General features: G+C 49.5%; 21 protein-coding genes. 14 read left to right on the forward strand and 7 right to left on the reverse strand.

The window, feature by feature from the left end:
- Positions 1 to 49 precede the first annotated feature (49 nt).
- The 9 genes from V7P87_RS05685 to efp all read left to right on the forward strand — a co-directional run bounded on the left by V7P87_RS05685 (position 50) and on the right by efp (position 9,707).
- The gene (locus tag V7P87_RS05685) at positions 50 to 2,098 is read left to right on the forward strand and encodes an LTA synthase family protein (protein ID WP_333796559.1); all 2,049 of its coding nucleotides are present in this window, start codon (positions 50 to 52) and stop codon (positions 2,096 to 2,098) included.
- Between the two features lie 145 nt (positions 2,099 to 2,243).
- Positions 2,244 to 3,767 (forward strand): S10 family peptidase, encoded by a 1,524-nt coding sequence (locus tag V7P87_RS05690; protein ID WP_333796560.1) that lies wholly within the window; start codon positions 2,244 to 2,246, stop codon positions 3,765 to 3,767.
- A gap of 192 nt (positions 3,768 to 3,959) precedes the next feature.
- Entirely contained in the window at positions 3,960 to 5,621 is a 1,662-nt protein-coding gene (gene glnS, locus V7P87_RS05695; RefSeq protein ID WP_333796561.1) for a glutamine--tRNA ligase, read from the forward strand.
- A gap of 226 nt (positions 5,622 to 5,847) precedes the next feature.
- Entirely contained in the window at positions 5,848 to 6,465 is a 618-nt protein-coding gene (locus V7P87_RS05700) for a LysE family translocator (RefSeq protein WP_333796562.1), read from the forward strand.
- Between the two features lie 49 nt (positions 6,466 to 6,514).
- Positions 6,515 to 6,943, forward strand: coding sequence for a rhodanese-like domain-containing protein (locus V7P87_RS05705; protein ID WP_333796563.1), 429 nt, complete (start codon positions 6,515 to 6,517; stop codon positions 6,941 to 6,943).
- An 88-nt stretch (positions 6,944 to 7,031) separates the two neighbouring features.
- Entirely contained in the window at positions 7,032 to 7,568 is a 537-nt protein-coding gene (locus V7P87_RS05710) for a hypothetical protein (RefSeq protein WP_333796564.1), read from the forward strand.
- Complete coding sequence (locus V7P87_RS05715; protein WP_333796565.1) at positions 7,565 to 7,942, forward strand: hypothetical protein; 378 nt, start codon at positions 7,565 to 7,567, stop codon at positions 7,940 to 7,942. Before V7P87_RS05710 ends, V7P87_RS05715 begins: the two co-directional genes overlap by 4 nt.
- A gap of 13 nt (positions 7,943 to 7,955) precedes the next feature.
- Positions 7,956 to 9,128, forward strand: coding sequence for an elongation factor P maturation arginine rhamnosyltransferase EarP (earP, locus tag V7P87_RS05720; protein WP_333796566.1), 1,173 nt, complete (start codon positions 7,956 to 7,958; stop codon positions 9,126 to 9,128).
- Positions 9,129 to 9,146: 18 nt separating this feature from the next.
- Entirely contained in the window at positions 9,147 to 9,707 is a 561-nt protein-coding gene (gene efp / locus V7P87_RS05725) for an elongation factor P (RefSeq protein WP_442967935.1), read from the forward strand.
- 159 nt (positions 9,708 to 9,866) lie between these two features.
- On the opposite strand, the gene V7P87_RS05730 is transcribed toward efp, so the two are convergent.
- The 5 genes from V7P87_RS05730 to V7P87_RS05750 form a co-directional block, all read right to left on the reverse strand.
- On the reverse strand, positions 9,867 to 10,535 hold the full coding sequence (locus V7P87_RS05730) for an exonuclease domain-containing protein (protein ID WP_333796567.1): 669 nt from the start codon (positions 10,533 to 10,535) through the stop codon (positions 9,867 to 9,869).
- A complete protein-coding gene (locus V7P87_RS05735) occupies positions 10,536 to 12,362 on the reverse strand; it encodes a DUF294 nucleotidyltransferase-like domain-containing protein (RefSeq protein WP_333796568.1) in 1,827 nt (608 codons plus the stop codon).
- A gap of 132 nt (positions 12,363 to 12,494) precedes the next feature.
- Complete coding sequence (locus V7P87_RS05740) at positions 12,495 to 13,022, reverse strand: hypothetical protein (protein WP_333796569.1); 528 nt, start codon at positions 13,020 to 13,022, stop codon at positions 12,495 to 12,497.
- Positions 13,023 to 13,114: 92 nt separating this feature from the next.
- Entirely contained in the window at positions 13,115 to 14,881 is a 1,767-nt protein-coding gene (locus V7P87_RS05745) for a sodium:solute symporter family protein (protein WP_333796570.1), read from the reverse strand.
- 5 nt (positions 14,882 to 14,886) lie between these two features.
- A complete protein-coding gene (locus V7P87_RS05750) occupies positions 14,887 to 15,150 on the reverse strand; it encodes a DUF4212 domain-containing protein (RefSeq protein WP_260656852.1) in 264 nt (87 codons plus the stop codon).
- Positions 15,151 to 15,314: 164 nt separating this feature from the next.
- Between V7P87_RS05750 and V7P87_RS05755 the strand changes: the two genes are divergently transcribed.
- From V7P87_RS05755 to V7P87_RS05765, 3 genes are all read left to right on the forward strand, one after another.
- The gene (locus V7P87_RS05755; RefSeq protein WP_333796571.1) at positions 15,315 to 18,872 is read left to right on the forward strand and encodes a PAS domain-containing hybrid sensor histidine kinase/response regulator; all 3,558 of its coding nucleotides are present in this window, start codon (positions 15,315 to 15,317) and stop codon (positions 18,870 to 18,872) included.
- A 163-nt stretch (positions 18,873 to 19,035) separates the two neighbouring features.
- Complete coding sequence (locus tag V7P87_RS05760; protein ID WP_333796572.1) at positions 19,036 to 20,196, forward strand: AI-2E family transporter; 1,161 nt, start codon at positions 19,036 to 19,038, stop codon at positions 20,194 to 20,196.
- On the forward strand, positions 20,177 to 20,968 hold the full coding sequence (locus V7P87_RS05765) for a kinase (RefSeq protein WP_333796573.1): 792 nt from the start codon (positions 20,177 to 20,179) through the stop codon (positions 20,966 to 20,968). The genes V7P87_RS05760 and V7P87_RS05765 overlap by 20 nt, the downstream gene beginning before the upstream one ends.
- Before the next feature lie 7 nt (positions 20,969 to 20,975).
- On the opposite strand, the gene V7P87_RS05770 is transcribed toward V7P87_RS05765, so the two are convergent.
- A complete protein-coding gene (locus tag V7P87_RS05770) occupies positions 20,976 to 21,656 on the reverse strand; it encodes a response regulator transcription factor (RefSeq protein WP_333796574.1) in 681 nt (226 codons plus the stop codon).
- A gap of 153 nt (positions 21,657 to 21,809) precedes the next feature.
- Positions 21,810 to 23,759, reverse strand: a complete 1,950-nt coding sequence (gene acs, locus V7P87_RS05775) for an acetate--CoA ligase (RefSeq protein WP_333796582.1) — start codon at positions 23,757 to 23,759, stop codon at positions 21,810 to 21,812.
- 327 nt (positions 23,760 to 24,086) lie between these two features.
- Here acs and V7P87_RS05780 point away from each other — a divergent pair, with 327 nt between their 5' ends.
- Together V7P87_RS05780 and V7P87_RS05785 are read left to right on the forward strand one after the other, a co-directional pair.
- A complete protein-coding gene (locus V7P87_RS05780; protein ID WP_333796575.1) occupies positions 24,087 to 25,166 on the forward strand; it encodes a DcaP family trimeric outer membrane transporter in 1,080 nt (359 codons plus the stop codon).
- Between the two features lie 122 nt (positions 25,167 to 25,288).
- On the forward strand, positions 25,289 to 25,597 hold the full coding sequence (locus V7P87_RS05785) for a DUF6482 family protein (protein ID WP_333796576.1): 309 nt from the start codon (positions 25,289 to 25,291) through the stop codon (positions 25,595 to 25,597).
- The last annotated feature ends 94 nt before the right edge of the window (positions 25,598 to 25,691 follow it).

Genomic DNA, 25,691 nt, shown 5'->3' on the forward strand with positions numbered 1-25,691 from the left:
TAAGGAAAGCAGGTGAGACTGCAGACACAATAATAACGGAGTTGCTCTTGTGTCTGAGTTGTTATCTGCCGGTGCAGCTGCGCCTGCTACCGCTGCTTTAACTGACATTGCCGCTATACCGGCCGCTTACCCAAGGTTGTCGTTCTGGCAGCGTGTTATCGGGCCCTATCGGTTATATCTGCGTTTTATGCTGCTGGCGCTGGGGTTTTTATCTTTAAGCCGGCTGGCGCTTTTTATCTGGCAATGGTCAAGAGTTGAACAAAGCGGCGCGCCGTTCTGGTTATTACTGCAGGGGCTGCGCGCTGACTTTATTTTGCTGGGTTTGATGCTGATTCTGCCTATCTTGCTGGCCCCCGTGCTCGCCAGACGACAATCGCAAGGGCTGTGGCAGCGGTTTAGTTTGTGGTGGCTGATGTTGATGCTCAGCCTGCTGTTATTTGTCGAACTCTCCACCCCGGCTTTTTTGCTGCAATATGATGTCAGGCCAAACCGGCTTTATCTTGAATATCTGAAATACCCCAAAGAAGTATTTTCCACCCTGTGGTATGGCTTTCGTGCGCCTTTGTTGCTGGGGGTCAGTGCCACAGCGGTGCTGCTTTATGGCAGTTACCGTTATTTAAGGGCGGGTCTCAGCAGCACTAGATGCGCCTGTAACAAAACCTTGTGGTTCAGCTGGCCTTTGGTGTTGCTGCTGGTGTTTATCGCCATTCGTTCTACCACCCAGCACAGGCCGGCTAACCCGGCCATGTTCGCCATCACTGGCGATGCTATGGTCAATTCGCTGGTGATAAGCTCGCCCTATTCGGTACTGTATGCGTTGTACAGCATGCGTCACGAAGCCAGTTCCAGTGCGATTTACGGACAATTAGCAACAGATGAGATGCTCAAATATGCGCTTGGCTGGCCCTGGCATCAACAAATGCAGTTTAACCATGCCAGTCTTCCTACCCTGCATCAGCAGCAGGCGACAACAAGCCGCGATAAACCTTTGAATATCGTGATAGTGCTGCAAGAAAGTATGGGCGCTACTTTTGTCAAATCATTGGGGGGGGAAGCTGTAACACCTGAACTTGAGCAACTGAAAAATCAGGGGATCTGGTTTGAGCAAATGTACGCCACGGGCACCCGCTCGGTGCGGGGGATTGAAGCCGTGGTGGCCGGTTTTGCACCCACACCGGCGCAAAGCACAGTAAAACTGTCCAACAGCCAGCATAACTTCAGCACCCTGGCTTCTATTTTAAAAAAACAGGGGTATCACACCCAGTTTATTTATGGTGGTGAAGCCCATTTTGACAATATGCGCAGTTTTTTCACCGGCAATGGTTTTAGCGATATTGTCGATTTTGCCAAAATTAACAATCCACAATTTGTTGGCAGTTGGGGCGCCAGTGATGAAGACTTGTTCCACGCAGCTCATCAACAGCTGCAGCAATTACACCGGCAAGGCCAACCCTTTTTCAGCCTGATTTTTACCTCCAGCAATCATGAGCCTTTTGAGTTTCCGGATGGCCGTATTAGCCTGCATCAGCAGCCGAAAGCTCAGGTCAATAACGCGGTGAAATATGCCGACTGGGCCATGGGGCAGTTTTTTAAAACAGCGCAGCAATCTGACTATTGGCAGGATACGTTGTTTTTAGTGGTGGCCGATCACGACAACAGGGTGTACGGCAATAACCTGGTGCCGGTGGAAAAATTCCGTATTCCGGCGCTGATTTTAGGTGGGGCAGTAGAGCCACAGCACATTCAACCACTTGCCAGTCAAATTGATTTGGCGCCCACTTTATTGTCGCTGGCCGGAGTGTCGGCTTGTCATCCGCTGACAGGGCGTGATTTTAGCCGCGACAGCCAAAGCCCTGGCCGCGCTTTATTGCAGTTTGATCAATATTTTGCCTTGCTGGAGCAAGATAAAGTGGTGGTGCTTAAACCCTATCAGCAAGCCGTTAAAGGCCGTTATGATGCCAACCGTAAAAAGCTGGAGCTGGTGAGTGACGCTGTGACTGTTGATGAGAAAAACCGCGCTCTGGCCGAGGTACAACTGGCGTCTTATTTGTACCGCGAACAAAAATACCAGGACAAACTCAGTTGCAGTAAAGGTTAAACAGCGCCATCTGACCTGTTTTGCAGCAGATAGTCTCAACTCTTTTGTTGTTGATGGAAAACTTCAGTTAAATAACAATCTGATGACCCTAGGGCCCGGTGCTACACCGGGAGAATAACAAACCAGAGATAGATCCCGGACTCAGATGAAAACAAAACTTTTAATATTAAGCGCTTGCTGGTTTTTGGCGCTGCCGGCAACGGCTAAAAGCGACAGTGCAGCTAGCAATGATCGGCAAATTGCCGCCGATGAAGTGGTGGTGACCCAACATAAAACCACAGTGAACGACAACTCCTTTCCTTACAGCGCCACCACAGGCACCCAGCCGGTGTGGAATGACGAAGGCCAAGCCGTTGCCACTGTGTTTTACACTTATTATCAGCGCACCGACATTAAGGACAAAAGCAAAAGGCCTTTATTAATTTCCTTTAATGGCGGCCCTGGCTCAGCCTCGGTCTGGATGCAGATTGCGTACACTGGCCCGAAAGCGCTGAATGTTGACAGCGAAGGTTATCCGCTGCAGCCTTATGGCACCAAACAAAACCCTTATTCGGTGCTGGACACCGCCGACATTGTGTTTGTGAATCCGGTAAACACCGCTTATTCCAGAGTATTGCCGGATAAAGACGGCAAAATGATGAGTAAAGACGAGCAGGCCAAAATGTTTTTTGGTGTCAATGCTGACGTCAAATACCTGGCTGAGTGGATCAATACTTTTGTCACCCGCAACGAGCGCTGGCAGTCACCTAAGTATCTGATTGGTGAAAGCTACGGCACTACAAGGGTGTCTGGCCTGGCACTGGCGCTGCAAAATATGCAGTGGATGTATTTAAACGGTGTGGTGCTGGTGTCCCCAACTGAAATAGGCATTAAACGGGAAGGCCCGGTGGATGTAGCCAACCGTTTACCTTATTTTGCCGCCACTGCCTGGTATCACAAAAAACTCAGCCCTGAGCTGCAGCAGCTGGATTTAATGGATTTACTGCCAAAGGTTGAAGATTTCACCATTAATCAGTACCTGCCAGCACTGGCCAAAGGTGCTTTTATCAGCGCTGAAGAAAAAGATCAGATCGCCCGTCAGGTGGCACAATATGCCGGTTTATCTTTGCAGGCGGTTCTGCAGAACAATCTGGATATTCCAAATGACTTTTTCTGGAAAGAGCTGCTGCGCGATCGTGGCCAAACCGTGGGTCGGTTAGACTCACGTTATATTGGTATAGACCGGCGGGATGCCGGTGACAGTCCGGATTTTAATGCGGAGCTGACGTCCTGGCTGCATTCTTTTACGCCAGCCATTAACCATTACCTGCGCACTGAGCTCAATTACAAAACCGACGTGAAATACAATATGTTTGGCCCGGTACGCCCTTGGGATAACAGCGACGACAACACAGGTGAGAACTTACGTCAGGCGATGGCGCAAAACCCGTTTTTACATGTGATGATCCAGTCCGGTTATTATGACGGTGCTACCAACTATTTTGATGCCAAATACAGCATGTGGCAGTTAGACCCTAGCGGCAAAATGAAAAACCGCCTGAGTTTTAAAGGCTATCGCAGCGGTCATATGATGTATTTGCGCTATGAGGATTTAAAACAGTCCAATCAGGACCTGCGAGAGTTTATCCAGGCCACTTTGCCGGCGGCTGATCAAGCAGCAAAATATTAATCCGCTTTCATTGGCTGAAGAGACCAGGGCTGCCATTCGGGCAGCCCTTTTTATTGCTGCAGTTGTAAAGTGTGCTAACAAAAACCGGCAAAGCCTAACGCGCTACTGGTCAGCGCTTTTGTTGCTGTTATAATGCGGCCAACTGAATTTTTTCTTCCTTTATTTTTGTCGACACACAAGGATCTGATTTATATGGCGGACATCGAAACACGCCCCACCAATTTTATCCGGCAAATTATTGATGCCGATTTAGCTTCCGGCAAACACAACACAGTGCAAACCCGCTTTCCGCCTGAGCCAAATGGTTATCTGCACATTGGTCATGCCAAATCAATTTGTTTAAATTTTGGTATTGCCGAAGATTATCAGGGCAAGTGTAACCTGCGTTTTGACGACACCAACCCGGAAAAAGAAAACATCGATTTTGTCAATTCAATCCAGAACGACGTGAACTGGCTGGGTTTTCAGTGGGATGGCGCAGTGCGTTATTCTTCTGACTATTTTGACGCTTTGTATGGTTACGCCGTTGAGCTGATTAACAAAGGTCTGGCTTATGTGTGTTTTTTAAACGCCGAAGAAATGCGCCAGTACCGTGGCAGCTTAACTGAGCCTGGCAAACACAGCCCGTACCGCGACACTTCACCTGCTGAAAACCTGGCGCTGTTTGAAAAAATGCGTGCCGGTGGTTTTAAAGAAGGTGAATGTTCACTGCGTGCCAAAATTGATATGAGCTCGCCTTTTATCTGTATGCGCGACCCGGTGATTTACCGTGTGAAATTTGCTCATCACCATCAAACCGGTGACAAGTGGTGCATTTACCCTATGTACGACTTCACCCACTGTATTTCTGATGCGCTCGAAGGCATTACCCATTCACTTTGTACACTGGAATTCCAGGATAACCGCCGTTTGTACGACTGGATTCTGGATAACATCACCATCAACTGCCACCCGCAGCAAATTGAGTTTTCCCGTCTGAACCTGGAATATCAGGTGATGAGTAAACGTAAGTTGCACACCCTGGTGGAAGGTGGCCATGTGTCTGGTTGGGACGACCCGCGCATGCCAACCATTGCCGGTTTGCGCCGTCGTGGTTATACACCGGCGTCTTTGCGTGAATTTGCCAAACGTATTGGTATCACCAAACAAGACAATATGATTGAAGCAAGCGCTTTGGATGCTTGTATCCGCGAAGATTTAGACGCCCATGCGCCACGCGCCATGGCGGTCATTGATCCGCTGAAAATTACCTTAAGCAACTATCCGGCCGACAAGATTGAGTGGCTGGAAGTGCATAATCACCCGAAAGAAGAAGCCATGGGTAGCCGTAAGGTGCCATTTGGCAAAGTGATTTATATTGACCGCGCTGATTTCAGGGAAGAAGCCAATAAAAAATACAAACGTATGGTCACAGGTGGTGAAGTACGTTTGCGTGGTGCCTATGTAGTTCGGGCGGACGAAGTGATTAAAGATGAAGCCGGCAATATTGTTGAGCTGATTTGCAGTTACGACCCGGACACTTTGGGCGTGAACCCGGCTGATGGCCGCAAAGTACGGGGTGTTATTCACTGGGTGGAAGCAAGCCAGGCCAAGCCGGCTGAGTTCCGTGTGTACGATAAACTTTTTACCGTGCCAAACCCGGCAGCGGAAGAAGACTTTATCAGCGTGATTAATCCGCAGTCATTAACCATCAAACATGGTTTTGTCGAGCCAAGTCTGGTGGATGCCAAGCCAGAGCAAGCTTATCAGTTTGAGCGTGAAGGTTATTATTGTGCTGACAATAGAGACTTCAGCAAAGATAACCTGGTGTTTAACCGTACCGTCGCACTGCGCGATACCTTCTTTGATGATTAACCCGCACGGGTAAACCTGATAAAAAACCAGCGTATTGCTGGTTTTTTTATACCTTTTGGCACTGCACCGCTTCAGGTTGTGGCGTTGCCGCAAAATGTCAAAGGGCGATTTATAGCCCTGAGTACGAATTGTTATATAAAGTGTGCAATAGCCCGGTAAACCATTGCCAATGGCTGCTGGCGGGCATTACCATGGCTGACAAAGCCCAACCATAAGAGAGCTGCAGGTGGACGTATTTTTTGCCGTGTTGTTTTTTGCTTTTTCCAGCACCATCACACCCGGGCCCAATAACATTATGATGATGAGCTCAGGCGTCAACTATGGTGTCAAAGCCAGTTTGCCGCATTTATTCGGCATCTGTCTTGGTTTTCCGCTGATGGTGCTGATGATTGGGCTGGGTTTTGGTGTGGTGCTAAGCAATCAGCCCTGGTTACACCTGGCGATTAAAGTGCTGGGGGTGTTGTATCTGTGCTGGTTGGCCTGGAAAATTGCCAGTAGTACACCCACGTCGCTTGAAGGTAGCAACAGCAAACCTTTTAGTTTCCTGCAGGCGGCCGCTTTTCAGTGGGTCAATGGCAAAGCCTGGGTCATGGCATCGGGCGCAGTGGCGGCCTTTACCACAATGCAGGGCCAGTTTTATCAGGATGTGATGCAAATTACCCTGGCTTTTTTACTGATGAGCCTGCCTTGTGTCGGCAGCTGGTTGTTATTTGGCGCTTTACTCAGGCGCTGGCTGAACCAGCCGGTTGCTCAACGCGGTTTTAATATCAGTATGGCGTTGTTGTTATTGGTCTCGGTCTGGCCCGTGCTGCTGGAAATAGTGCAGCAGCTCAAAGCAGATTAATCAGCTACTGAGCTGACATTTTCAACAAACAGCTTTTATGGAGCAGCTCATGCAAAAATTATTGATGCAAACATCAGGTCTGGCTGTGGTGCTGCCGGCACTGTTATTCAGCACTTCGTTGCTGGCAGCGCAGTTCGAGCAGACTGGAGTGCTGGCAGGAACTCAGGCTCAAGCACTGCAGCAACAAACAGCGACAGAAAAAGCCGGCTCTGCCATCTGGATTGATGTGCGCACTGCAGATGAGTTTAATGCCGGTCATTTGGTGGGGGCGCTGCATATTCCGCATGAACAAATTGCCGCACAGATAGCCAAAGTTACTCAGGATAAAAATGCCGAAATTTACCTGTATTGCCGCAGTGGCCGTCGCTCTGGCCTGGCACTTGATGCCTTGCAGGCGCAAGGTTATACCAGGGTGGTGAATGCCGGTGCTTATGAAAAACTTAAAGAGCAGGCTGCTGAACAAAAGCAGCAACCATGATTTGCAGGATGTCGGCCTCATTACAGCTCGGGCATCCGGTTTATAGAGCACTGATGTGCCATTCATACTGCAAAGGAGTAGCACCAGGATGCAGGGGCAGCAGTTAGAAAAAATTAAGCTGGAGCATGACGCAGCCCGGCTTTTTATGCGCTTGTATGAGCAGAAATATCAACTGCCAATGCGGCATATCTGGCATAACGAACCGGCTAAACCTGATGTGTCCTGTTATCTGGCGGATGAGCGGCTTGATCTGGAAATTGCCCATTTATACGGCAGTGAAGCCGAAGCTATGCAAATCTTAGGTAGATCGTTAAGTTTGCAAACACACCAGGAATTGCTGGCTTTGCAGCAGGTGCCGGCAGAAGACAGGTTACTGGAAGCATTAAACCGGCTGATCGCACAAAAAGGCCGCAAAAGTTATGACAGCAGCAGGGTGTGGCTGGTGATCCGCAATGCCAACCCCCACTGGCGGAGTCAGGATTTGCAGCAGCACAGACCCCGTTTGTTATTACCCAGCCAACATCCTTTTGAACAAATCTGGTTAGTCGGCGATTTATTTGGTTTATCCGGCATAGTGCCGTTATTCCCGCAGCATTTGTGGCAACAGGCACGGAGTCTGGCTTGATCGGTTTTTACCCGCGTTATGTAAAGCTGTTGCAGCGCATTGCACAGCGCCGCTTATTGCCGTTGTGGTCCGGCAGAGTGCTCTGCCTGCTGGCATTTGTGGTTGCAACATGGCAGCTGCTGCAACAAGGCGTGGGTGCACAGCTGTTGTTGCCATTATTGCTGGCCCTGTGGTTATTGTTGTATCTGCTGATTTGTGCCGGTTTTACCACCACAGCGCCGCTGTCAAAAGGCCAGCCCTTTCGTGATAAACTGCGCGCCTTTGTGTTTGGCCTCAGACTGCACAGCCTGGCGCTGGCAACCTTGCTGCTGCTGGCCGTCAGCCTGTATGCAACAGTCAAGCTGTTGTCGGTTGTGGCCAGAACGCTTTTCTAAATAGGAATTTTTCATGACGTCCGCGATTAAGCGCTGCGACATTTTTTGCAGTGTGATTGATAATTTTGGGGATATTGGCATTTGCTGGCGGCTGTCGCGGCAGTTGGTGGCCGAGCATCAGCTGGATATTAGGTTGTGGGTGGACGACCTTGTCAGTTTTGCCAGAATTTGCCCGCAGGTGCAGCCGGACAAAACAACGCAGCGGATTGAAGGGGTGCAGGTGTGCTTATGGAGCTCACCGCTGGCTGAGCTTGAGGCGGCAGAATATCCGGATCTGGTGATTGAAGCTTTGGCCTGTACTATTCCCACTTCTTATTTGCAGGCGCTATCAGAGCACCAACCACAGGCACTCTGGCTGAATCTGGAATATTTATCGGCGGAAGACTGGGTGCATGGCTGTCATGGCCTGGCGTCCCCACAGCCGGGGCTGGCACTTCACAAATACTTTTTTTTCCCTGGGTTTACCGCACAAACCGGCGCTTTATTAAGAGAGCGCAATTTGGTGGCAACACTGGATGCTTTTGCTGCTGACACAAAGGCACAACAGCAATTCTGGCAACAGCTTGGGCTTAGCCATGTTACTGAATTTGATAGCAAAGTATCTTTGTTTGCTTATGATCAGCCTGCGATTGGCAGCTGGTTAGAACAGCTGAGCCAAAGTGCAGATAGCACAGTGTTGCTGGTACCTGAAGGTGTGCTGGCCAACAGGTTAAAAACGCTGTGGCCTGAACTTGGCAGTCAGAGTTTTGCACAGCGCGGTAAACTTCGGATTGATATTTTGCCTTTTATGCCGCAGCAGCAATACGACTATCTGCTTGCTGCCTGTGATATTAACTTTGTCCGCGGTGAAGATTCTGTGATCCGCGCACACTGGGCGGGCAAAACTTTTATCTGGCAAATTTACCGCCAGCAGGAGCAGGCACATCAGGTAAAGCTGGACGCCTTTTTAACAAAGTATCTGCAGCAGGCTGCATCGCCTTTGCAGCAGCTGTTACTTGAAGTGCACCGGCGCTGGGATCTGGAGTTACCTCTGGCGGAGCTTTGGCCGTTATTGCTTGAAAATAAAGAAAAAATTGCGCTTTATAACAAGGCATGGCGCGCTTTTTTAATGACACATGAAGATCTTGCCAGCAACCTCGTGCGTTTTGCCGAAAATAAATGTAAAATGCCCCGCAATTTTTCCTAACAAGAAGATATTTCAATTATGATGAAGACTGCTCAAGAAGTACGCGCTGGCCAGGTGATCATGGTCAACAACGAGCCAATGGTTGTTCAGAAAGCTGAATTCAACAAATCTGGCCGTAACGCTGCTGTAGTAAAAATGAAGTTAAAAGGCCTGTTGTCTGGTCAGGGTTCAGAAACTGTTTACCGTGCTGACGACAAGTTTGAACAAGTCATGTTAGACACCAAAGAAGTGACTTACTCTTACTACGCCGACCCAATGTACGTATTCATGGATGCTGAATACAACCAGTACGAAATCGAAGCTGAAAACATGACTGACGCACTGAAATACTTAGTGCCAGACATGCAGTGTTCAGTTGTTTTCTACGGCGAGCGCGCTATCTCTGTTGATCTGCCAACTATCGTTGTTCGCGAAGTTGTGTACTCAGAACCAGCTGCCCGTGGTGACACTTCAGGTAAAGTAATGAAACCAGCTAAACTGGACACCGGCTTTGAGCTGATGGTTCCTGCTTTTGTTGAAACTGGTGACATGATTGAAATCGACACCCGTACTGACGAATACCGTGGCCGCGCTAAATAATTTTTAGCAGCGCACAGCGTTAGAAAAAGCCAGTCATTGACTGGCTTTTTTGCATTTTACCTTTTGTGAAACGCCTGGTTTTTATGTGGCACAGGCCAAAGTTGGGGGCGTTGTTCCGGTGTTATTCTGTAATCTTTAACACCCGGCTTCAACCACGTTTCAACCCCTGCTCAGTGCGGCCAGTTCGCCCAGTGTCATCTGATGGTTGCGGCTTTTTTTCAGCTGGCTTAACAGTAGCAAAGCACAACTAAAGGCATCTTCTAACGCATGATGATGCTGATTGTGTGGTAAATGGTGACGGCTTAGGCAAGAGGGTAAACGTAAATCACGTTGATGCACCACCTTGCCGCGATTTAATAACCTTTGCCACTCCAGTTGCATGGTATCGATAAACTTAAATTTGGGTGAGCGGCCATACAAACGCTGGCAGGCCATGGTTAAAAACTTCTGTTCAATACTGGCATGGTGGGCAACAAAAACGGCGCCGGCATAAAGTTGCAGCAGCTCTGCCATGACATCGGCTAAATCCTGCGCCTTAGATAAATCTTTGTCATGTAACCCATGGAATACTGCACTTTGACCTACGCTGACCGGTGGCTTTACCAGCAGGTGTTGTGCTTTGCCAAGATCAATTTCCTGTTGTTCAATCACAACCCAACCGAGGCTGACAATATGATCATTTTTGGCATCAAGGCCGGTGGTCTCAAGGTCGAGCACCAAAAAGCGACACTGGGATACTGGGGTGTCCGGGCTGGGCCAGGCGACAGCTTCAAACTGCTGCACTATGGCGTTCACCGGCTCTTTGTGTAGTTTTAACCAGCCAAACATCTACAGCTCCCGGCTAAAACGGTAGCGCATTGACGACTGCGCTTCATGAATGACGGCAAAACAGTCTTTGAGCTGATGACGCTGCAGTGCAGATAACTGCGCCGGATCCAAAAGGTTAGTCACATCATGGCCTTGTTGCAGCTCCTGCAGATGTTTATCCCAGCGAAGTTGCGCCAGCACATCAAAAGCGTCCAGTAAATTCTGTACATCACGGTTATCCATCACCTGGCTATCGGCTAAGGCCTTGAGTCGCAGCCTGGTATTGACCTCACTGATGCCGGCCGATAGCGCATAAACCCTTGTCAGATCGGTGATCAGGCTAATGCCGCGTTTTTTCAGATCCAGCCCTTTTTTGTGTTTACCGTCCTGTTCCAGAATAAAGTTTTTCAAAAATCCAAGCGGGGCAGTGCGCTCTTGCGCTGTTTTGGATAAATGCAGTAAAAACAAGTCGTTGTTAGCTGTTTTTGCCAGAATATCTTGTTGTAGCGCATTAAATAAACCGCGGCTGCCTTCAATCACTCTCAGATCAAAATAAATACTGGCGTTGAGCAGCGCCTGAGGGGTTGGAGTGGTGATCCAGCGGGCAAAACGACCGGACCAGCCTTTTAAACTGAGCCGAAGTTCAGGGTTGCTGGCCATAATATTGCCGGGGCAGAGTTTGATACCACAACGGGCCAGACCAGTGCAGACAAAATCTGCGAGCGCTGCAAAATAAAGTTCAACATCACCGACCGGCTCTTTTTCCAGCAGCAGGGCGTTGTCCTGATCGGCATTTAAACTCTGATCCATTCTGGCCTGCGAACCAAAGGCCAACCAGGAAAACACACAAGGGGGGTCGCCCAATTGTTGCATAGCAAGTTTAATCAGACGTTGTGTCAGGGCGTCGGTGATAGTGGTAATAATATGGCCCGCTTCATGGGCCGGTACCTGTTGTTTGCCCAGAGTTTGCGCCAGCTCCTGAATATGCAGACTACATTGCTCCAGTCCGTCCACTGATTGCTGGCGGTGAATTTCGCCAATCAGATAGACCGGATGATCCTGCTGCGCCCGGATAATATCGGTGGCGGTGATCATGCTAAAACAAAGACCCTGTTCGGTCACCGGCAAATGATGGATATTAAAACGGCTCATCAGTTGCACTGCTTCGTACAAATAGGCATTTTTGTCGATAGTGTGCGGTTGGCGGGTCATGATAGTTGCCACCGTTGTGCTGGCGGGTAAGTTCTGCGCCAGAACCCTGCTGCGTAAATCGCGGTCTGTCACTATACCCACCAGCTTTTGCTCCTGCTCGACCAATAATGACGATACCCGTTTTTCCGTCATCAGTAGGGCGGCCTGTTGCACTGTTTGTTCTGGGGTAATGGCAATTTTATGGGCATGCACCACGTCGTGCAGTTTCAGCGTAAAACGGGAGCTTTGTTGTTGTTCTTTGTATTGATGCAGCCGGCGGCTGAATAAACGCTGGAAAAACAAATCAACATTTTTAAACTGATGGCGTAGCTGGTGAAAAATCTGACCGTCCAGCCAATACACCAAACCATCTTCTTCACACTGCAGCACATCGGCATCGGTTAAATCTGTTAATAACAGCTGATAACCATAAAAATCACCTTCCTGCAGTTTGGCCAATAACTGCTGCTGGTCGCTGTACAGTGCAAAAACGCCGGTACGGACGATCAGCAGGCGGCGACCGTTGGTGGGCACCTTGTCCTCTGCCTGGTAATAATATACCCCAATATGTTTGCACAGCTGGTTGAGTTCGGCCGTGGACAAATGGTTAAAAGGTGTGGTTTTGGCAAGAAATTTAATAACTTCGCTGATTTCCATCACTGCTCCTTTGCAGCTTCAGTGCAGTTGTGACAAGGGCATCAACAGCACTGCAACTGTAGCAACAGCGATAGGGGGGCGAAAGTCTACTTTAGTCGGTAGTCTGCGCCGGTGTGGCGGTTAAACGCCTGATCAGGCGTTATTTTGCGGACAAAGTTGTAACAACACACTTTCATCTGCGGCTATAGCTATAAAGTCTGTGCCCGGAGTTTCCCCCTGGGCTGGCAGTTCCAGCTGTTCAGTAAAGTTGGCTCTTTGTTTGCTCGGACAGTGCACGACGAGTTTTACATTAATTGCGGCCTGACGGCGTTCAAACAAATACAGATTGGCCAATATTAATTCCGGATTCTTGCTGTTAGCCACAGAGTTTTTTACGTCCAATGCCATAAAACGGGTGATCTGTGGTTTAAGCAAAGTCCAGGGGCGCCAGCTGATTTTTTCTTCTACAGCTTTAACTACCACGACATCTTTAGGGAGTAACGTCAGCTGGTGGCTGTACCAGTTGTATTCGCTGTGGATCTGAAAGCCAAGCATGCCAAGGCCGGCGAACACAGGCACCAGATAACGGGGTAATTTTTGTGCCGATAATTTTCTCAGCATTAAGGCAATACCAGCAGCGCCTAAACCAGCAAAAACTGTGGCAACAAGTTCCCAGAGCATAATGTTTTTTCCTGAAATAAAACGGGCTTTAGCATCTACTATCGCTAAAGCCCGTGAGTTAAAAGTGGCTTAAGGTCAGTGCCTTATGCTACTTAATGATCAACCGCAGTACCAGCGCCACGTGGGAAACGAACGCTTTCTACCAGATCCTGAATATGCACAGGTGGTTTTTCGGTGACCGAGGACACTGCAAAGGCCACGGTAAAGTTAATCATCGCACCCACAGCACCAAAGGACAGTGGGGAGATGCCGAAGAACCAGTTGGCCGGGATATTTTCATAAGAAGCAGTGCCTGGAATGAAGAACCAACCCAGGAACAGGAAAATATACACAGTGGTCGAGATTAAACCCGCCAGCATGCCACAAATAGCACCTTTGCTGTTTATCCGTTTAGAGAATATCCCCATCATCAGCGCCGGGAAGATGGACGCAGCGGCTATACCAAAAGCCAGCGCCACTGTCTGCGCTGCAAAGCCTGGCGGATTCATCCCTAAATAAGTGGCTACCACTATTGCGACTGCCATTGAAATACGGGCCGCTCTTAGTTCGCCTTTTTCACTGATATTGGGGTTAATGGAGCCTTTGATCAGGTCATGGCTGACGGCTGAAGAAATCGCCAATAATAAGCCAGCAGCTGTGGATAAAGCAGCAGCCAGACCACCGGCAGCAATTAAACCCACAACCCAGGCTGGCAGGTTGGCAATTTCAGGGTTTGCCAGCACCAGGATGTCGTTATTCACCGTCAGCTCATTGCCTTTCCAGCCGCGTTCAGCTGCTTTTTCGGCAAACTGTGGTGTGTGGTTATACAGCTGTACCCGACCGTCGCCATTTAAATCTTCAAACTTAATCAAACCGGTTTTTTCCCAGTTTTTGATCCAGTCCGGACGCTCAGCATACTGAATGGCGTCAGCGGTTGGGCCCGCAGGGTAAATAGTGGTCATCAGATTTAACCGTGCCATAGAAGCAACAGCAGGAGCAGTCAGATATAAAATGGCAATAAACACCAGCGCCCAGCCAGCCGACCAGCGAGCATCCGCAACTTTTGGCACAGTAAAAAACCGGATAATCACGTGTGGTAAACCTGCAGTACCGATCATCAGTGACAGGGTGAATAACACCATATTCAGTTTATTGTCTACATCAGCGGTGTAATCGACAAAACCAAGTTCACGCACCACTTCGTCCAGTTTTTGCAGCAGTGGCACACCTGATTGGGTATGTTCAGAGAACAGGCCAACAGGCGGTAATAAGGTATCGGTCAGCTGTAATGAGATAAACACGGCCGGAATGGTATAAGCCACAATCAGCACTACGTATTGCGCCACCTGGGTATAGGTAATACCTTTCATGCCGCCAAGTACAGCGTACATAAAGACCACAACTGCGGCGATGATTAATCCCATATCGCTGCTGACTTCTAAAAAGCGCGAAAAGGCCACACCGGCACCTGTCATCTGACCGATAACATAAGTCACAGAAGCGATGATTAAACAGGCCACGGCCACTAAACGGGCGCCAGAGCTGTAAAAACGGTCACCGATAAAGTCTGGTACTGTGAACTTACCAAATTTACGTAAGTAGGGTGCCAGTAACATGGCCAGCAGCACATAACCACCGGTCCAGCCCATCAGGTAAGTGGAGTTGGCATAACCGCCCACTGAAATTAAACCGGCCATTGAAATAAAAGAAGCCGCAGACATCCAGTCGGCGGCTGTTGCCATACCGTTCATCACAGGGTGTACACCACCACCGGCCACATAAAACTCTTTGGTGGAGCCTGCTCTTGCCCAAATCGCGATGGCGATATAAAGCGCAAAAGAGCCGACCACAAAGATCATATTAATTGCAAACTGACTCATCTGAGTTACTCCTCGTCCACGCCATATTCTTTATCGAGCTTATTCATTCTCCAGGCGTAGAAGAAAATCAGCGCGATGTAAGTCAGAATTGAGCCTTGTTGTGCAAACCAAAAGCCCAAGTCAGTGCCGCCGACTTCAATACCTGCCAGCAAAGGTCTTAATAAAATGCCAAAGCCATAGGACACGACAGTCCAGATGACGAGGCTAATGATGATCAGGCGCAAGTTGGCTTGCCAATAGGCCTGAGCGTTGTGTTTGTCGTCCGCCATAGTTGTTTCCTCTAGTTATTTTTCTCGAGCCAACTTAATCTAGCAGTTGCCTTGTCAAGCGATAGCCCGACTTTAGTCGAAGAGAATGGCGCCTGGCTTGACTTCAGGGCCTTGCCTGCGAAGATGGGTATTGATGCAGTCAAATGTTTTTTAAGGAGAAGGGCGTGGCAGCGTGGATTGTAGCGGTATTAGCACTGCTGTACGTCGGTGGTTTATTCAGTATTGCCAACTGGGCGGAGCGCCATGCCTCTGATCAGCTACTACGAAAGTATGGGGGCTTGATCTACAGCCTGGCGCTGGCGGTTTATTGTACCTCCTGGACCTACTATGGCGCTGTTGGTTCAGCCATCAGTTCCGGCTGGGACTATGTGCCTATTTATCTTGGGCCTTTGCTGGTGTTTATCTTCGGCCAAAGAGTGCTAAGAAAGCTGCTGCATGTCGCAAAAAAACACAACGTAACTTCTATTACCGACTTTATCAGCGCCCGTTATGGTAAACGCCACACCATTGCCACTTTGACCGCTTTGTTATGTTTAGTGGTAGTGGTGCCTTATATCTCACTTCAGCTCAAAGCTGTGGCTGTGTCTTATCAGGTGCTGTTGGGGCGCAGTGAAGACGCCATGCAAATCTGGTGGCAGGATTCAGCGCTGTTAAGTGCGCTGGCCATGACGTTGTTTGCCATTTTATTTGGGACGCGCAAGGTCTATCTGACCGAGCAAAACCGCGGTGTAATGGTGGCCATCGCCTTTGAATCTGTGATCAAACTAGCCGCTTTATTAACGTTGGCGCTGGCGGTTAGCTGGTTTGTACTCGACCGTCCCTGGCAGATGTTGGCGGATTTTAGCTTGTATGCCAGTAGTCATAGTCAGACCGCATATCAGGCCGAGCAGGGTGGGATCTTTGCTTTTATCACCAAAACTGTGCTGGCGATGGCTGCTATTTTTCTGCTACCCAGGCAGTTTCATGTCACCTTTGTTGAAAACACCAATATTGAACATTTAAAACACGCCAAACGCTGGTTTAGCAGTTATCTGCTACTGGTAACTATTGTGGTGCTGCCAATAGCACTGGCGGGTTTACAGCTGTTTCCAGACAAACTTGCACAGGCGGATAGTTTTGTACTGCTGCTGCCGGCCAGTCAGGGCTGGGAAAGTGTCAGTGCGCTGGTGTTTATCGGCGGTTTTTCTGCCGCAACTTCGATGATTATTATCGCTACTCTGGCCTTAAGTAACATGCTCAGTAACGACGTGGTGATGCCGACTTTATTACGTGGCCGCACTGTAGAGCAGCTGGAAAAAGACTACAGTCCGCTGATCCTGCGGGTACGCCGGCTGATGATTATTGCCGTGATGGGGCTGTCTTATGGATATTACAGTTTATTTGCCCGTAACTACGAACTGGCCGAAACCGGCTTGCTGGCCTTTGCGCTGATCATCCAGCTGGCACCTGCTGTGCTTGGTGGTTTGTACTGGCGCCGTGGCCATGCTTTGGGTGTGTATGCCGGTGTTGGTGTTGGTTTTGCCTTGTGGTTTTATTGTTTAATGCTGCCACAGCTGGTCAGTGTTGGTGTACTGGGGCAGGAATGGCTGCAATCCGGCGCCTTTGGCCTCAGCTGGCTTAAACCCACCGCGCTGTTCGGGCTGGAGCTTGATCAGCTCAGTCATGGCGTGTTCTGGTCTTTGGGGCTGAACGTACTGTTTTATGTTGGTATTTCGTTACTTCATAAAGCTGACCTGCACGACAGATTACAGGCAGTGGCTTTTGTAAAACCCAATTTACCGCTGGATGAAGATAAATCAATCCGCCGTACCCGCGTTTATGGTCAGGATTTAAAAACCTTACTGGAACGTTTTGTCGGCAACCAGCGCGCCAGGGAATCTTTGGCTGAATTTAGCCGTCGCCAACCGCAGCCTTTGCAGCTGGATGAAACACCGGTGCCAGCGCTGGTGCGCCATGTTGAGCGTGAACTGGCTGGTGTGATTGGCTCATCCAGCGCCGCTGCTATGGTCAACGCTGTGCTCGATGGTCGTCAGCTGGCCTTTGAAGATGTGGTAACACTGTTTGATGATACCCGTCAGGCCATTCAGTTTTCACGCAAAATTTTGTTCTCCACGCTGGAAAACCTAAGTCAGGGCGTGAGTGTGGTAGACCGTGATCTGCAGCTGGTAGCCTGGAATAAACAATATCTGGAGATGTTTCAATACCCCGAAGGCATGGTGCGGGTGGGCCGCGCCATTGCCGACATTGTCCGTTTTAATGCCGAGCGCGGCCTTTGTGGCCAGGGCAGCGCCGATGAACATGTGCAAAAACGACTGCAGCATATGCAGCGTGGCACAGCCCATGTGTTTCAGCGGGTGCGCCCGGACGGCACAGTGATAGAGATGCGCGGTAACCCAATACCGGGCGGCGGTTTTGTCACCAGTTTTACCGATATCACTGAACATGTGCATGCGGTGCAGCAACTTGCAGAAGCCAAACAACATCTGGAGCAGCGGGTGCTGGAGCGCACCGCAAAGATCAGTCAGATCAACGAGGAGCTGCGGGACGAAATTGAGCTCAGGCGCACCACAGAGCAACAGTTGTTGCTGGCCAAAGCTGAAGCTGAAGCAGCCAATGCCTCTAAAACCCGTTTTCTGGCGCTGGCAAGCCACGACATTTTGCAACCGCTCAATGCTGCCCGGTTATTTACTGCCGCTTTGCAGGAACAAACAGAACCAGCCAGGCAGCAGGAAACTATCCGCCAACTGGATAGCTCACTGAAAGCCACCGAAGAGCTGATTTCGACCTTGCTGGAAATTGCCAAACTGGATGACGGCAAAATGGAGCCTGAAATCAGTACACTGCAACTGGCGCCTATGCTGGCCCAGCTGGGTGATGAGTTTGCGCTGCTGGCCAGTCAAAAACAGCTGAAACTGAAAGTGCGGCAGGTACCTTATCTGGTGCGCAGTAACCCGACTTATTTACGGCGGATTTTGCAGAATATGCTGTCCAACGCCATCAAATACACTCAATCCGGCCGCGTATTGCTGGGCTGCAGGCGCAGAGGCAGTCAGTTGCTGATTGAAGTCTGGGACACAGGCCCTGGCATCAATGATGCCGATGTGCAGCATATTTTTGATGATTTTTACCGGGTGGACGCGACCTCGCGTGGTCAGCAGGGCGTTGGCCTTGGTCTTGGTGTGGTACAGCGTATGGCCAAAAGTCTGGGCCATCAGGTCAGCGTCAGTTCCATGCCTGGTCAAGGCACAGTGTTTCGCTTAACAGTACCTTTTGTGGCGCAGCAGCAGGTTGAGCCTGGTGACAACGCGGCCATAGTGCAGCTGACAGAAGCCGGACCTTTTGCCAATTTTTCAATATTTTGTGTAGATGACAACAGCACCAATCTGGCGGCACTGACCACTTTATTGGCGCAGTGGCAGGTGGGGCAGGTGCAAAGTTCAGATAACGTGGAAGAGAGTCTGGCTTATGCCGCCAATCATCCGGCCCCGGATCTGCTGATTTTGGATTATCAGCTGAGTAATCAGCAGGATGGCCTGAGTTTGTACCGCGAGTTACAGCAGTATTGGTATCAAGTGCCGGCCATTTTAGTGTCGGCGGCGCCCGAGCCAGATTTACCGGCCAAAGCCCGCGAGCTTGGTTTGATCTTTTTAGCCAAACCTATTAAAGCGGCAGCGCTTCGGGCCTGTTTAAATTCGGTAAAACTGGCCAGAGGCCGGGGTTAGCAGTAGCTGAAAACTTCGCTTTATTCCCAAGCTGTATTCCCAGGCTGTCTAAGCGGACCGCGGCGTGTTGAGCCAGACGCAAAGCAGCCATGCAGCTTGATGCTGGGCAGAGCATAGTGCGCCGTGGTAGGCTAAACATTGTTTAAACAAGGAGATAGCTATAATGCGGGCACAACTGGAACGGCGTTTTTTTCTGATCTTACTGGTGGCTGTCACTATTGCTTTTGGGCTTGTGCTGGAACCCTTCTGGGGCGCCATTTTCTGGGCCTGTGCCCTGACTGTGATTTTTTATCCGCTGCAAAGCCTGTTAACGCAAAAACTGGGTGACAAACCCAACCGCATTGCGCTGTTAACCCTGCTGATTTGTATGGTGATGGTGGTGTTACCCATTTTGGCCATCGGCTTTTCTTTTGCGCAAGAAGGGGTGGCTTTTTACCAGCGTATTCAGAACGGCGAACTGAATCCGGCCGCCACGCTGGATAAAATCCGTGGTGCTTTTCCGACAGTGTCTGCCACTTTGCAGGAATTTGGCGTCAATACCGATAATCTGCGCCAGCAATTGTCCGACGCTGCTGTGGAGGGGAGTCGTTTACTCGCCAGAGAAACCCTGGCGATAGGCCAGAATGCCGCCGGTTTGTTTTTAAATATTGGTTTAATGCTGTATCTGGCGTTTTTCCTGCTGCGTGACGGGGCCAAACTGGTGGAGCTTTTGGTAAAAGCACTGCCGCTAGGTGATGCGCGGGAGCGGTTATTATTTGCCAAATTTGCGGAAGTGACCCGGGCAACGGTCAAAGGCAATATGGTGGTGGCTGTGGTGCAGGGCACTTTAGGTGGTTTTATTCTGTGGGTGTTAGATATACCGGCTCCTGTGCTTTGGGGCGTGGTGATGACCTTTTTAAGTTTATTACCGGCCATAGGCGCTGCTTTGGTCTGGTTCCCTGTGGCTTTATATCTGTATGCCAGTGGTCAGTGGTGGCAGGCAACGGTGCTGATTGCCTATGGGGCGCTGGTGATTGGCCTTGCTGACAATATTCTGCGGCCCTTATTGGTTGGGCGCGACACTAAATTGCCGGATTATATTGTGCTCTTTTCCACTTTAGGCGGTATTACCTTACTGGGGATTAATGGTTTTGTGCTTGGGCCTTTAGTGGCGGCACTTTTTATGGCGTTCTGGCAGATATTTATGACTGAATTTAATCAGCATAAGCTGCTGGAAGATGATGACTTGCAGCAGGGCGCCCAGCTCAACACCGCAGAGCAGGTTGTGGCAGCACCAGAGAGCATGCCGTCAGGTGCTATTGCAGATGACCAGAGCCAACCTTGACGTATTAGAGGCGCTGCTGTTGCAGCTGGAGTTGCAGTCTTTGCCCGCTGTGATTGGGATCAGCGGCGCTCAGGGTTCGGGTAAATCAACATTGGCCGCACGTCTGGTGGCGCATTTTTCGGCTTTGGGCCTTCGCGCTGCCGCCGTGTCACTCGACGATTATTATCTGTCCGGTGCCCAAAGGGCACAGCTGGCAGCAGATGTGCATCCGCTGCTGCGCCAGCGTGGTGTGCCAGGCACACATGATATTGACAAAGCAATTGAAGATGCCAGAGCTGTGCTGGCTGGGGATCCAGTGGCGTTACCTCGTTTTGATAAAGCGCTGGATGAACCCGCCGCAGCTTTGCCCGCGCAGCAGCTTGATCTATTGCTGGTGGAAGGCTGGTGTATTGGGCTCAAACCACAAGATAAAAAAGAGATCGCTACAGCCATCAGCCCTTTTGAAACACAATTTGATGCCGATGGCCGCTGGCGCTGTTTTGTTAATCAGCAACTTGGCGGTCAATATCAGCAATATTGGCAATTATTCAGACCGCTGATTTGGCTCAGGGCGCCAGACTGGCAGCAGATTTGTGTCTGGCGGGCACAGCAGGAACAGCAACTGCGGCACAAAACGGGTAGAGGTATGGACGAGACAACACTGCAGCATTTTATGGGCAGTTTTGAGCGGCTGACGCTGGCCGCTTTTACCCAACTGGAAAAGATCGCACAGATACAGCTGCGGCTGAATGCGGAGCATCTTGTCACACAAATGATCGGCAAAAACCAATAAGGTGGTGTCAGGCGTCCTGCTGCTGGGCTAAAGCTCTGTCTACCGGTGCTTCAAGTTGTAATCGCTGTGCTTGGATCACCACCTGGGTTCTGTTGGTGACACCCAGTTTTCTGAAAATAGCGGTCAGGTGGGCTTTGACTGTGGCTTCGGAAATATGTAAATCGTAGGCAATTTGTTTATTCAACCAGCCTTCAGTCAGGTAATACAATACCTTATATTGCTGATTGGTGAGCTGCGCCACTTTGGCGGCCAAATCCAAATCGTTCAGATTATTCGGATCCGGTTTAAACAGCTGCTGCATGTGTTGTGGCAGCCAAACATCACCATTCATCACTGCCGTCAGCGCTTTACCAATTTCTACCGGATGAGCCGATTTAGGCACATAAGCAGAAGCGCCAAAAGTCATGACACGGCGAATGACGTCCGGATCGTCGCTGGCAGAAATCACCACTATCGGTAAAGCCGGGTACTTTTTTCTCAGCTGAATTAACCCCAGAAAACCGCAGTTGCCCGGCATATGCAAATCCAGCAGCAATAAGTCGGTGTCCGGATGTTGTTCCAGCGCCTGACAGGTGGCTTCAAAACAATCGGTTTCGATGGTTGCTTTGGTAACAAAAGTATTGCTGATGGCATTGATCAGAGCATTACGAAACAGCGGATGATCATCCGCAACTATTAGTTTGGCCATACTGGACTCCGGTGCGACAAGGCGGCGCAAAAATAAGCACGCCGTGTTTATGACCCCAGCATAATCAAGACATTGCTGACTGTCTATGCTTTTACCGGAGCATAAACCATGGATTGGTTTATGCTCCGCTTCGGTGGTTACTTGTTCAAGTGGTTATTTATTCAGACGGTTTTCAATCAGGTGCTCAACCACTGACGGATCAGCCAGCGTTGAGATATCCCCTAATTGATCGTATTCATTGGCGGCAATTTTACGCAAAATCCGGCGCATAATTTTACCGGAGCGGGTTTTGGGTAAACCCGGCGCCCACTGAATAAGATCCGGACTGGCGATTGGGGAAATTTCGCGTCTGACCCATTCTTTGACTGCTTTGGTTAAGTCGTCACTCGGCTCCACACCAACACGAGGTGCAATAAACACATATATACCCTGACCTTTTAAGTCGTGTGGGTAGCCCACCACTGCAGCTTCTGCAATGGCTTCGTGTGCCACCAGACAACTTTCAATTTCGGCTGTGCCTAAACGATGACCCGATACGTTTAATACATCATCAACGCGGCCAGTCAGCCAGTAATAACCGTCTTCATCCCGTTTGGCACCGTCGCCGGTAAAATACATGCCTTTATAGGTAGAGAAGTAGGTTTGCTCAAAACGGTCATGGTCACCATACAAAGTACGCATCTGACCTGGCCAGCTATCGAGGATCACCAGGTTACCTTCGCAGGCGCCTTGCTGCAGATTGCCTTCGTTATCGACAATGGCAGGCTTGACACTAAAAAATGGCCGGGTAGCTGAGCCTGGCTTTAAAGCGGTCGCACCAGGTAATGGTGTAATTAAAATACCGCCGGTTTCAGTTTGCCACCAGGTGTCTACTATTGGGCAGTTGCTTTTGCCCATCTGCTGGTGATACCAGTGCCAGGCTTCCGGGTTAATCGGTTCACCCACACTGCCAAGAATTTGCAGTGAGGACAGGGAACAACCTTCTACTGCTGCTGTGCCATGTGCCATCAGGGCGCGAATGGCAGTTGGTGCAGTGTAGAGAATATTCACGTGAAATTTATCGACAATTTGCGCAATACGTTTAACGTTGGGGTAAGTTGGCACCCCTTCAAACATCACGCTGGTGGCACCGTTTGCCAGTGGTCCGTACACTATATAAGTGTGGCCTGTAACCCAGCCAACGTCGGCGGCGCACCAGTACACATCACCCGGATGGTAATCAAACACATACTGGTGAGTCATTGAAGCCCACACCATATAACCGCCTGTGGTATGCAGCACGCCCTTAGGTTTACCTGTTGAGCCAGAGGTATACAGAATAAAGAGTGGATCTTCAGCGTTCATCACTTCAGGTGCACACTCTCTGCTCTGGTTTGCCAATAAGTCGTGGTACCAGATATCGCGGCCAGCGTGTTCATCAATATTCTGACCCACATGCTTTACCACTATGACGTGTTTCACCGGATTAGCTTTGCCAAGGTGGGCAAGTGCCTGGTCGGTATTGTCTTTGAGTGCAGTCACGCGCGAACCGCGCAGGGCCTGATCGGCAGTGATCACTAATTTAGAGTCACAGTCGACAATGCGGCTACCCAGTGCATCAGGAGAAAAACCGGCAAATACCACAGAGTGCACAGCACCAATGCGGGCACAGGCTAATAAAGCGACGGCGGCTTGCGGGATCATCGGCAGATAAATAGTAACTCTGTCACCTTTTTGAATGCCGAGACTCTTCATACCATTGGCCAGCTGACAAACTTCGTCATACAGCTGCTGATAAGTGACGGCCTTATCAACACCGGGTTCATCACCTTCCCAATAATAAGCAACCTGATTGGCTTTTTCCGGCAGATGGCGGTCCAGACAGTTGTAGCTGGCGTTCAGGGTGCCGTCGCTAAACCAGTTCACATGGACTTTACCAAGCTCAAAACTGGTGTCTTTGACTTTGGTAAAAGGTTTAAACCAGTCGATGCGTTTACCATGTTCGGCCCAAAATTGTTCCGGCGCATCCACAGATTGTTGGTACATGGCCAGATAAGCTTCATTGGTCAGCAAGGTTCTGGCTTTTGCAGCCGCACTTACCGGATAAAGTTGTTGTGACATGATTTGTCTTCCCCGTAGGCGCTATGCACCTGATGTTTTTAATAAAGCTGTTCTACCGCAAAGGTGTAGCAGCGCAAATTAGACATTAGTCTAGCTGCTGACCATTGTTTATTTAGTGTTCGACTAAAGGCTAATTGAGGACTTTGTATTCCTGCACCACAGTTAGCTTGTAATCGAATGATGACAGCTATTTATAACAATGATAACCGACAAGGCGAACGGAGCAGCAAGATGCAACATGCGAAAACAACTCAGACACACAAATTAGTCCCGGTGGCGGCATTGATGCTGACACTGTTTTGCAGCCAGCACGCATATGCTGGTTTTAAAATGGGTGATAACACCGAAATTGGTATTGGTGGTTACCTGAAACTTGATGCCATGGTTACAGACACCTCAGATGGTAGTATTGCCACAGGTATTGGCCGTGATTTTTATGTACCAAGCCTTATTCCTGTTGGTGGCAATTCAGAGTCGGCTAAATGGGATATGCATGCCCGCCAGTCGCGCTTTTTTATCACCAGCGATACCTTGCTTGAAAACGGCAAAAAAATCAGTGGCCGTTTTGAATTTGACATGATGGCCACCACTATTGGCGATCAACGCGTCAGTAACGGTTATGCACCTGAGATCCGTCATGCCTTTATTGCTTATGACGGCTGGTTGTTCGGTCAAACCTGGTCCACTTTTATGGACGTGAACGCGCTGCCGGATAGTCTTGATTTTGTTGGCACCACAGATGGCACTATCTTCGTACGTCAGGCGCAAATCCGTTACACCACAGGCGGTTTCCAGTTTGCGATTGAAAACCCGGAAACCACAGTGACACCTTTGAATGGTGGTACCCGTTTAGTGACAGATGACAATTCAACACCGGATTTAGTGGTTCGTTACAACCATACAGCCGACTGGGGCGGGCTCACAGTATCTGCATTATCACGTCAGTTATCCTATGAAAACGGTCTGATTGACGATCAGGTGCAGGGTTACGGCCTGTCATTTAGCGGCAAAGTGAATTTGTCAAAAACCGACGATATTCGTTTTGCGGTAAACTATGGTGACGCGCTTGGGCGTTACATGAGCCTGAACACCGGCAACGATGCAGTACTTCGCGGTGACAACAAACTCGAAGCGATTAAAAGTGTCGGTTACACCCTGGCCTATAAACATGCCTGGAATGACAAACTGCGCTCCAGCATCTTTTATTCAGCACAAAAAATTGATAACCCTGTGCAATATACAGGGCAAGCACAAACGGAAAGTACCCACAGTTACAGTGCCAACCTGATTTATCAGCTGGCCAGTAAGGTTTCAGTGGGTGTTGAATTCCGTCATGCCAACAGAGTACTGGAGTCAGATCTGGAAGGTGATTTAAATCGCCTGCAGTTTTCGGCTAAATACGACTTCTGATTTGTCAGTGTTGTGAACTCAAGTGAAGTGTGAATAAACAAAGCGGATGAAAACAAGGGCTGTTTTCATCCGTTTTTATCTTGATGCCGTAATGCTCTCTAAACAGAGAGGAGCAAAACAGTATGGCATTCACCCTGGTCTCACTTAATGTACCTGGTACCGTCATTAATGAACTGACAATCCATTCTTTTGAAATGGGACTTTATCTGGCGCACGCGAATTGTCGGGGACAAACTGGTTTTATTCTGCAGGCCGACTTGTTGCAACGAGGTCTGCGCAGGCCACAAAGATTCAAAAGTGTCACAGAGGTATTACAACTGCTGGATAAAGCACAGGTAAAAAACGCGGTACTGCTACATCAGTCAGCTTATGATGAAATGGTCGGGCAGGGAGGGAAAGTAGATAATAGCCTCAGACTGGTGCTTATCTGAACCGGAATAGGCGGCAAAACCCTAAGTTTGTCTATTAAATGCGCGGTTGAATGCAAAAAGGCATATTTCTTTAAATTCACGCTTGCGCCATTTC

Source organism: Rheinheimera sp., from assembly GCF_036782235.1.
GTDB lineage: Bacteria > Pseudomonadota > Gammaproteobacteria > Enterobacterales > Alteromonadaceae > Pararheinheimera.

What these genes read in the sequence shown, in the direction of transcription:
- V7P87_RS05765 (WP_333796573.1), top strand. Translation starts at nt 20,177, where the DNA reads ATGACCAGAGCCAACCTTGACGTATTAGAGGCGCTGCTGTTGCAGCTG.
- V7P87_RS05780 (WP_333796575.1), top strand. Translation starts at nt 24,087, where the DNA reads ATGGGTGATAACACCGAAATTGGTATTGGTGGTTACCTGAAACTTGAT.
- V7P87_RS05745 (WP_333796570.1), bottom strand. Translation starts at nt 14,881, where the DNA reads ATGAGTCAGTTTGCAATTAATATGATCTTTGTGGTCGGCTCTTTTGCG.
- V7P87_RS05735 (WP_333796568.1), bottom strand. Translation starts at nt 12,362, where the DNA reads ATGGAAATCAGCGAAGTTATTAAATTTCTTGCCAAAACCACACCTTTT.
- glnS (WP_333796561.1), top strand. Translation starts at nt 3,960, where the DNA reads ATGGCGGACATCGAAACACGCCCCACCAATTTTATCCGGCAAATTATT.
- V7P87_RS05740 (WP_333796569.1), bottom strand. Translation starts at nt 13,022, where the DNA reads ATGCTCTGGGAACTTGTTGCCACAGTTTTTGCTGGTTTAGGCGCTGCT.
- V7P87_RS05750 (WP_260656852.1), bottom strand. Translation starts at nt 15,150, where the DNA reads ATGGCGGACGACAAACACAACGCTCAGGCCTATTGGCAAGCCAACTTG.
- V7P87_RS05785 (WP_333796576.1), top strand. Translation starts at nt 25,289, where the DNA reads ATGGCATTCACCCTGGTCTCACTTAATGTACCTGGTACCGTCATTAAT.
- earP (WP_333796566.1), top strand. Translation starts at nt 7,956, where the DNA reads ATGACGTCCGCGATTAAGCGCTGCGACATTTTTTGCAGTGTGATTGAT.
- V7P87_RS05705 (WP_333796563.1), top strand. Translation starts at nt 6,515, where the DNA reads ATGCAAAAATTATTGATGCAAACATCAGGTCTGGCTGTGGTGCTGCCG.
- V7P87_RS05690 (WP_333796560.1), top strand. Translation starts at nt 2,244, where the DNA reads ATGAAAACAAAACTTTTAATATTAAGCGCTTGCTGGTTTTTGGCGCTG.
- V7P87_RS05760 (WP_333796572.1), top strand. Translation starts at nt 19,036, where the DNA reads ATGCGGGCACAACTGGAACGGCGTTTTTTTCTGATCTTACTGGTGGCT.
- efp (WP_442967935.1), top strand. Translation starts at nt 9,147, where the DNA reads ATGATGAAGACTGCTCAAGAAGTACGCGCTGGCCAGGTGATCATGGTC.
- V7P87_RS05710 (WP_333796564.1), top strand. Translation starts at nt 7,032, where the DNA reads ATGCAGGGGCAGCAGTTAGAAAAAATTAAGCTGGAGCATGACGCAGCC.
- V7P87_RS05770 (WP_333796574.1), bottom strand. Translation starts at nt 21,656, where the DNA reads ATGGCCAAACTAATAGTTGCGGATGATCATCCGCTGTTTCGTAATGCT.
- V7P87_RS05730 (WP_333796567.1), bottom strand. Translation starts at nt 10,535, where the DNA reads ATGTTTGGCTGGTTAAAACTACACAAAGAGCCGGTGAACGCCATAGTG.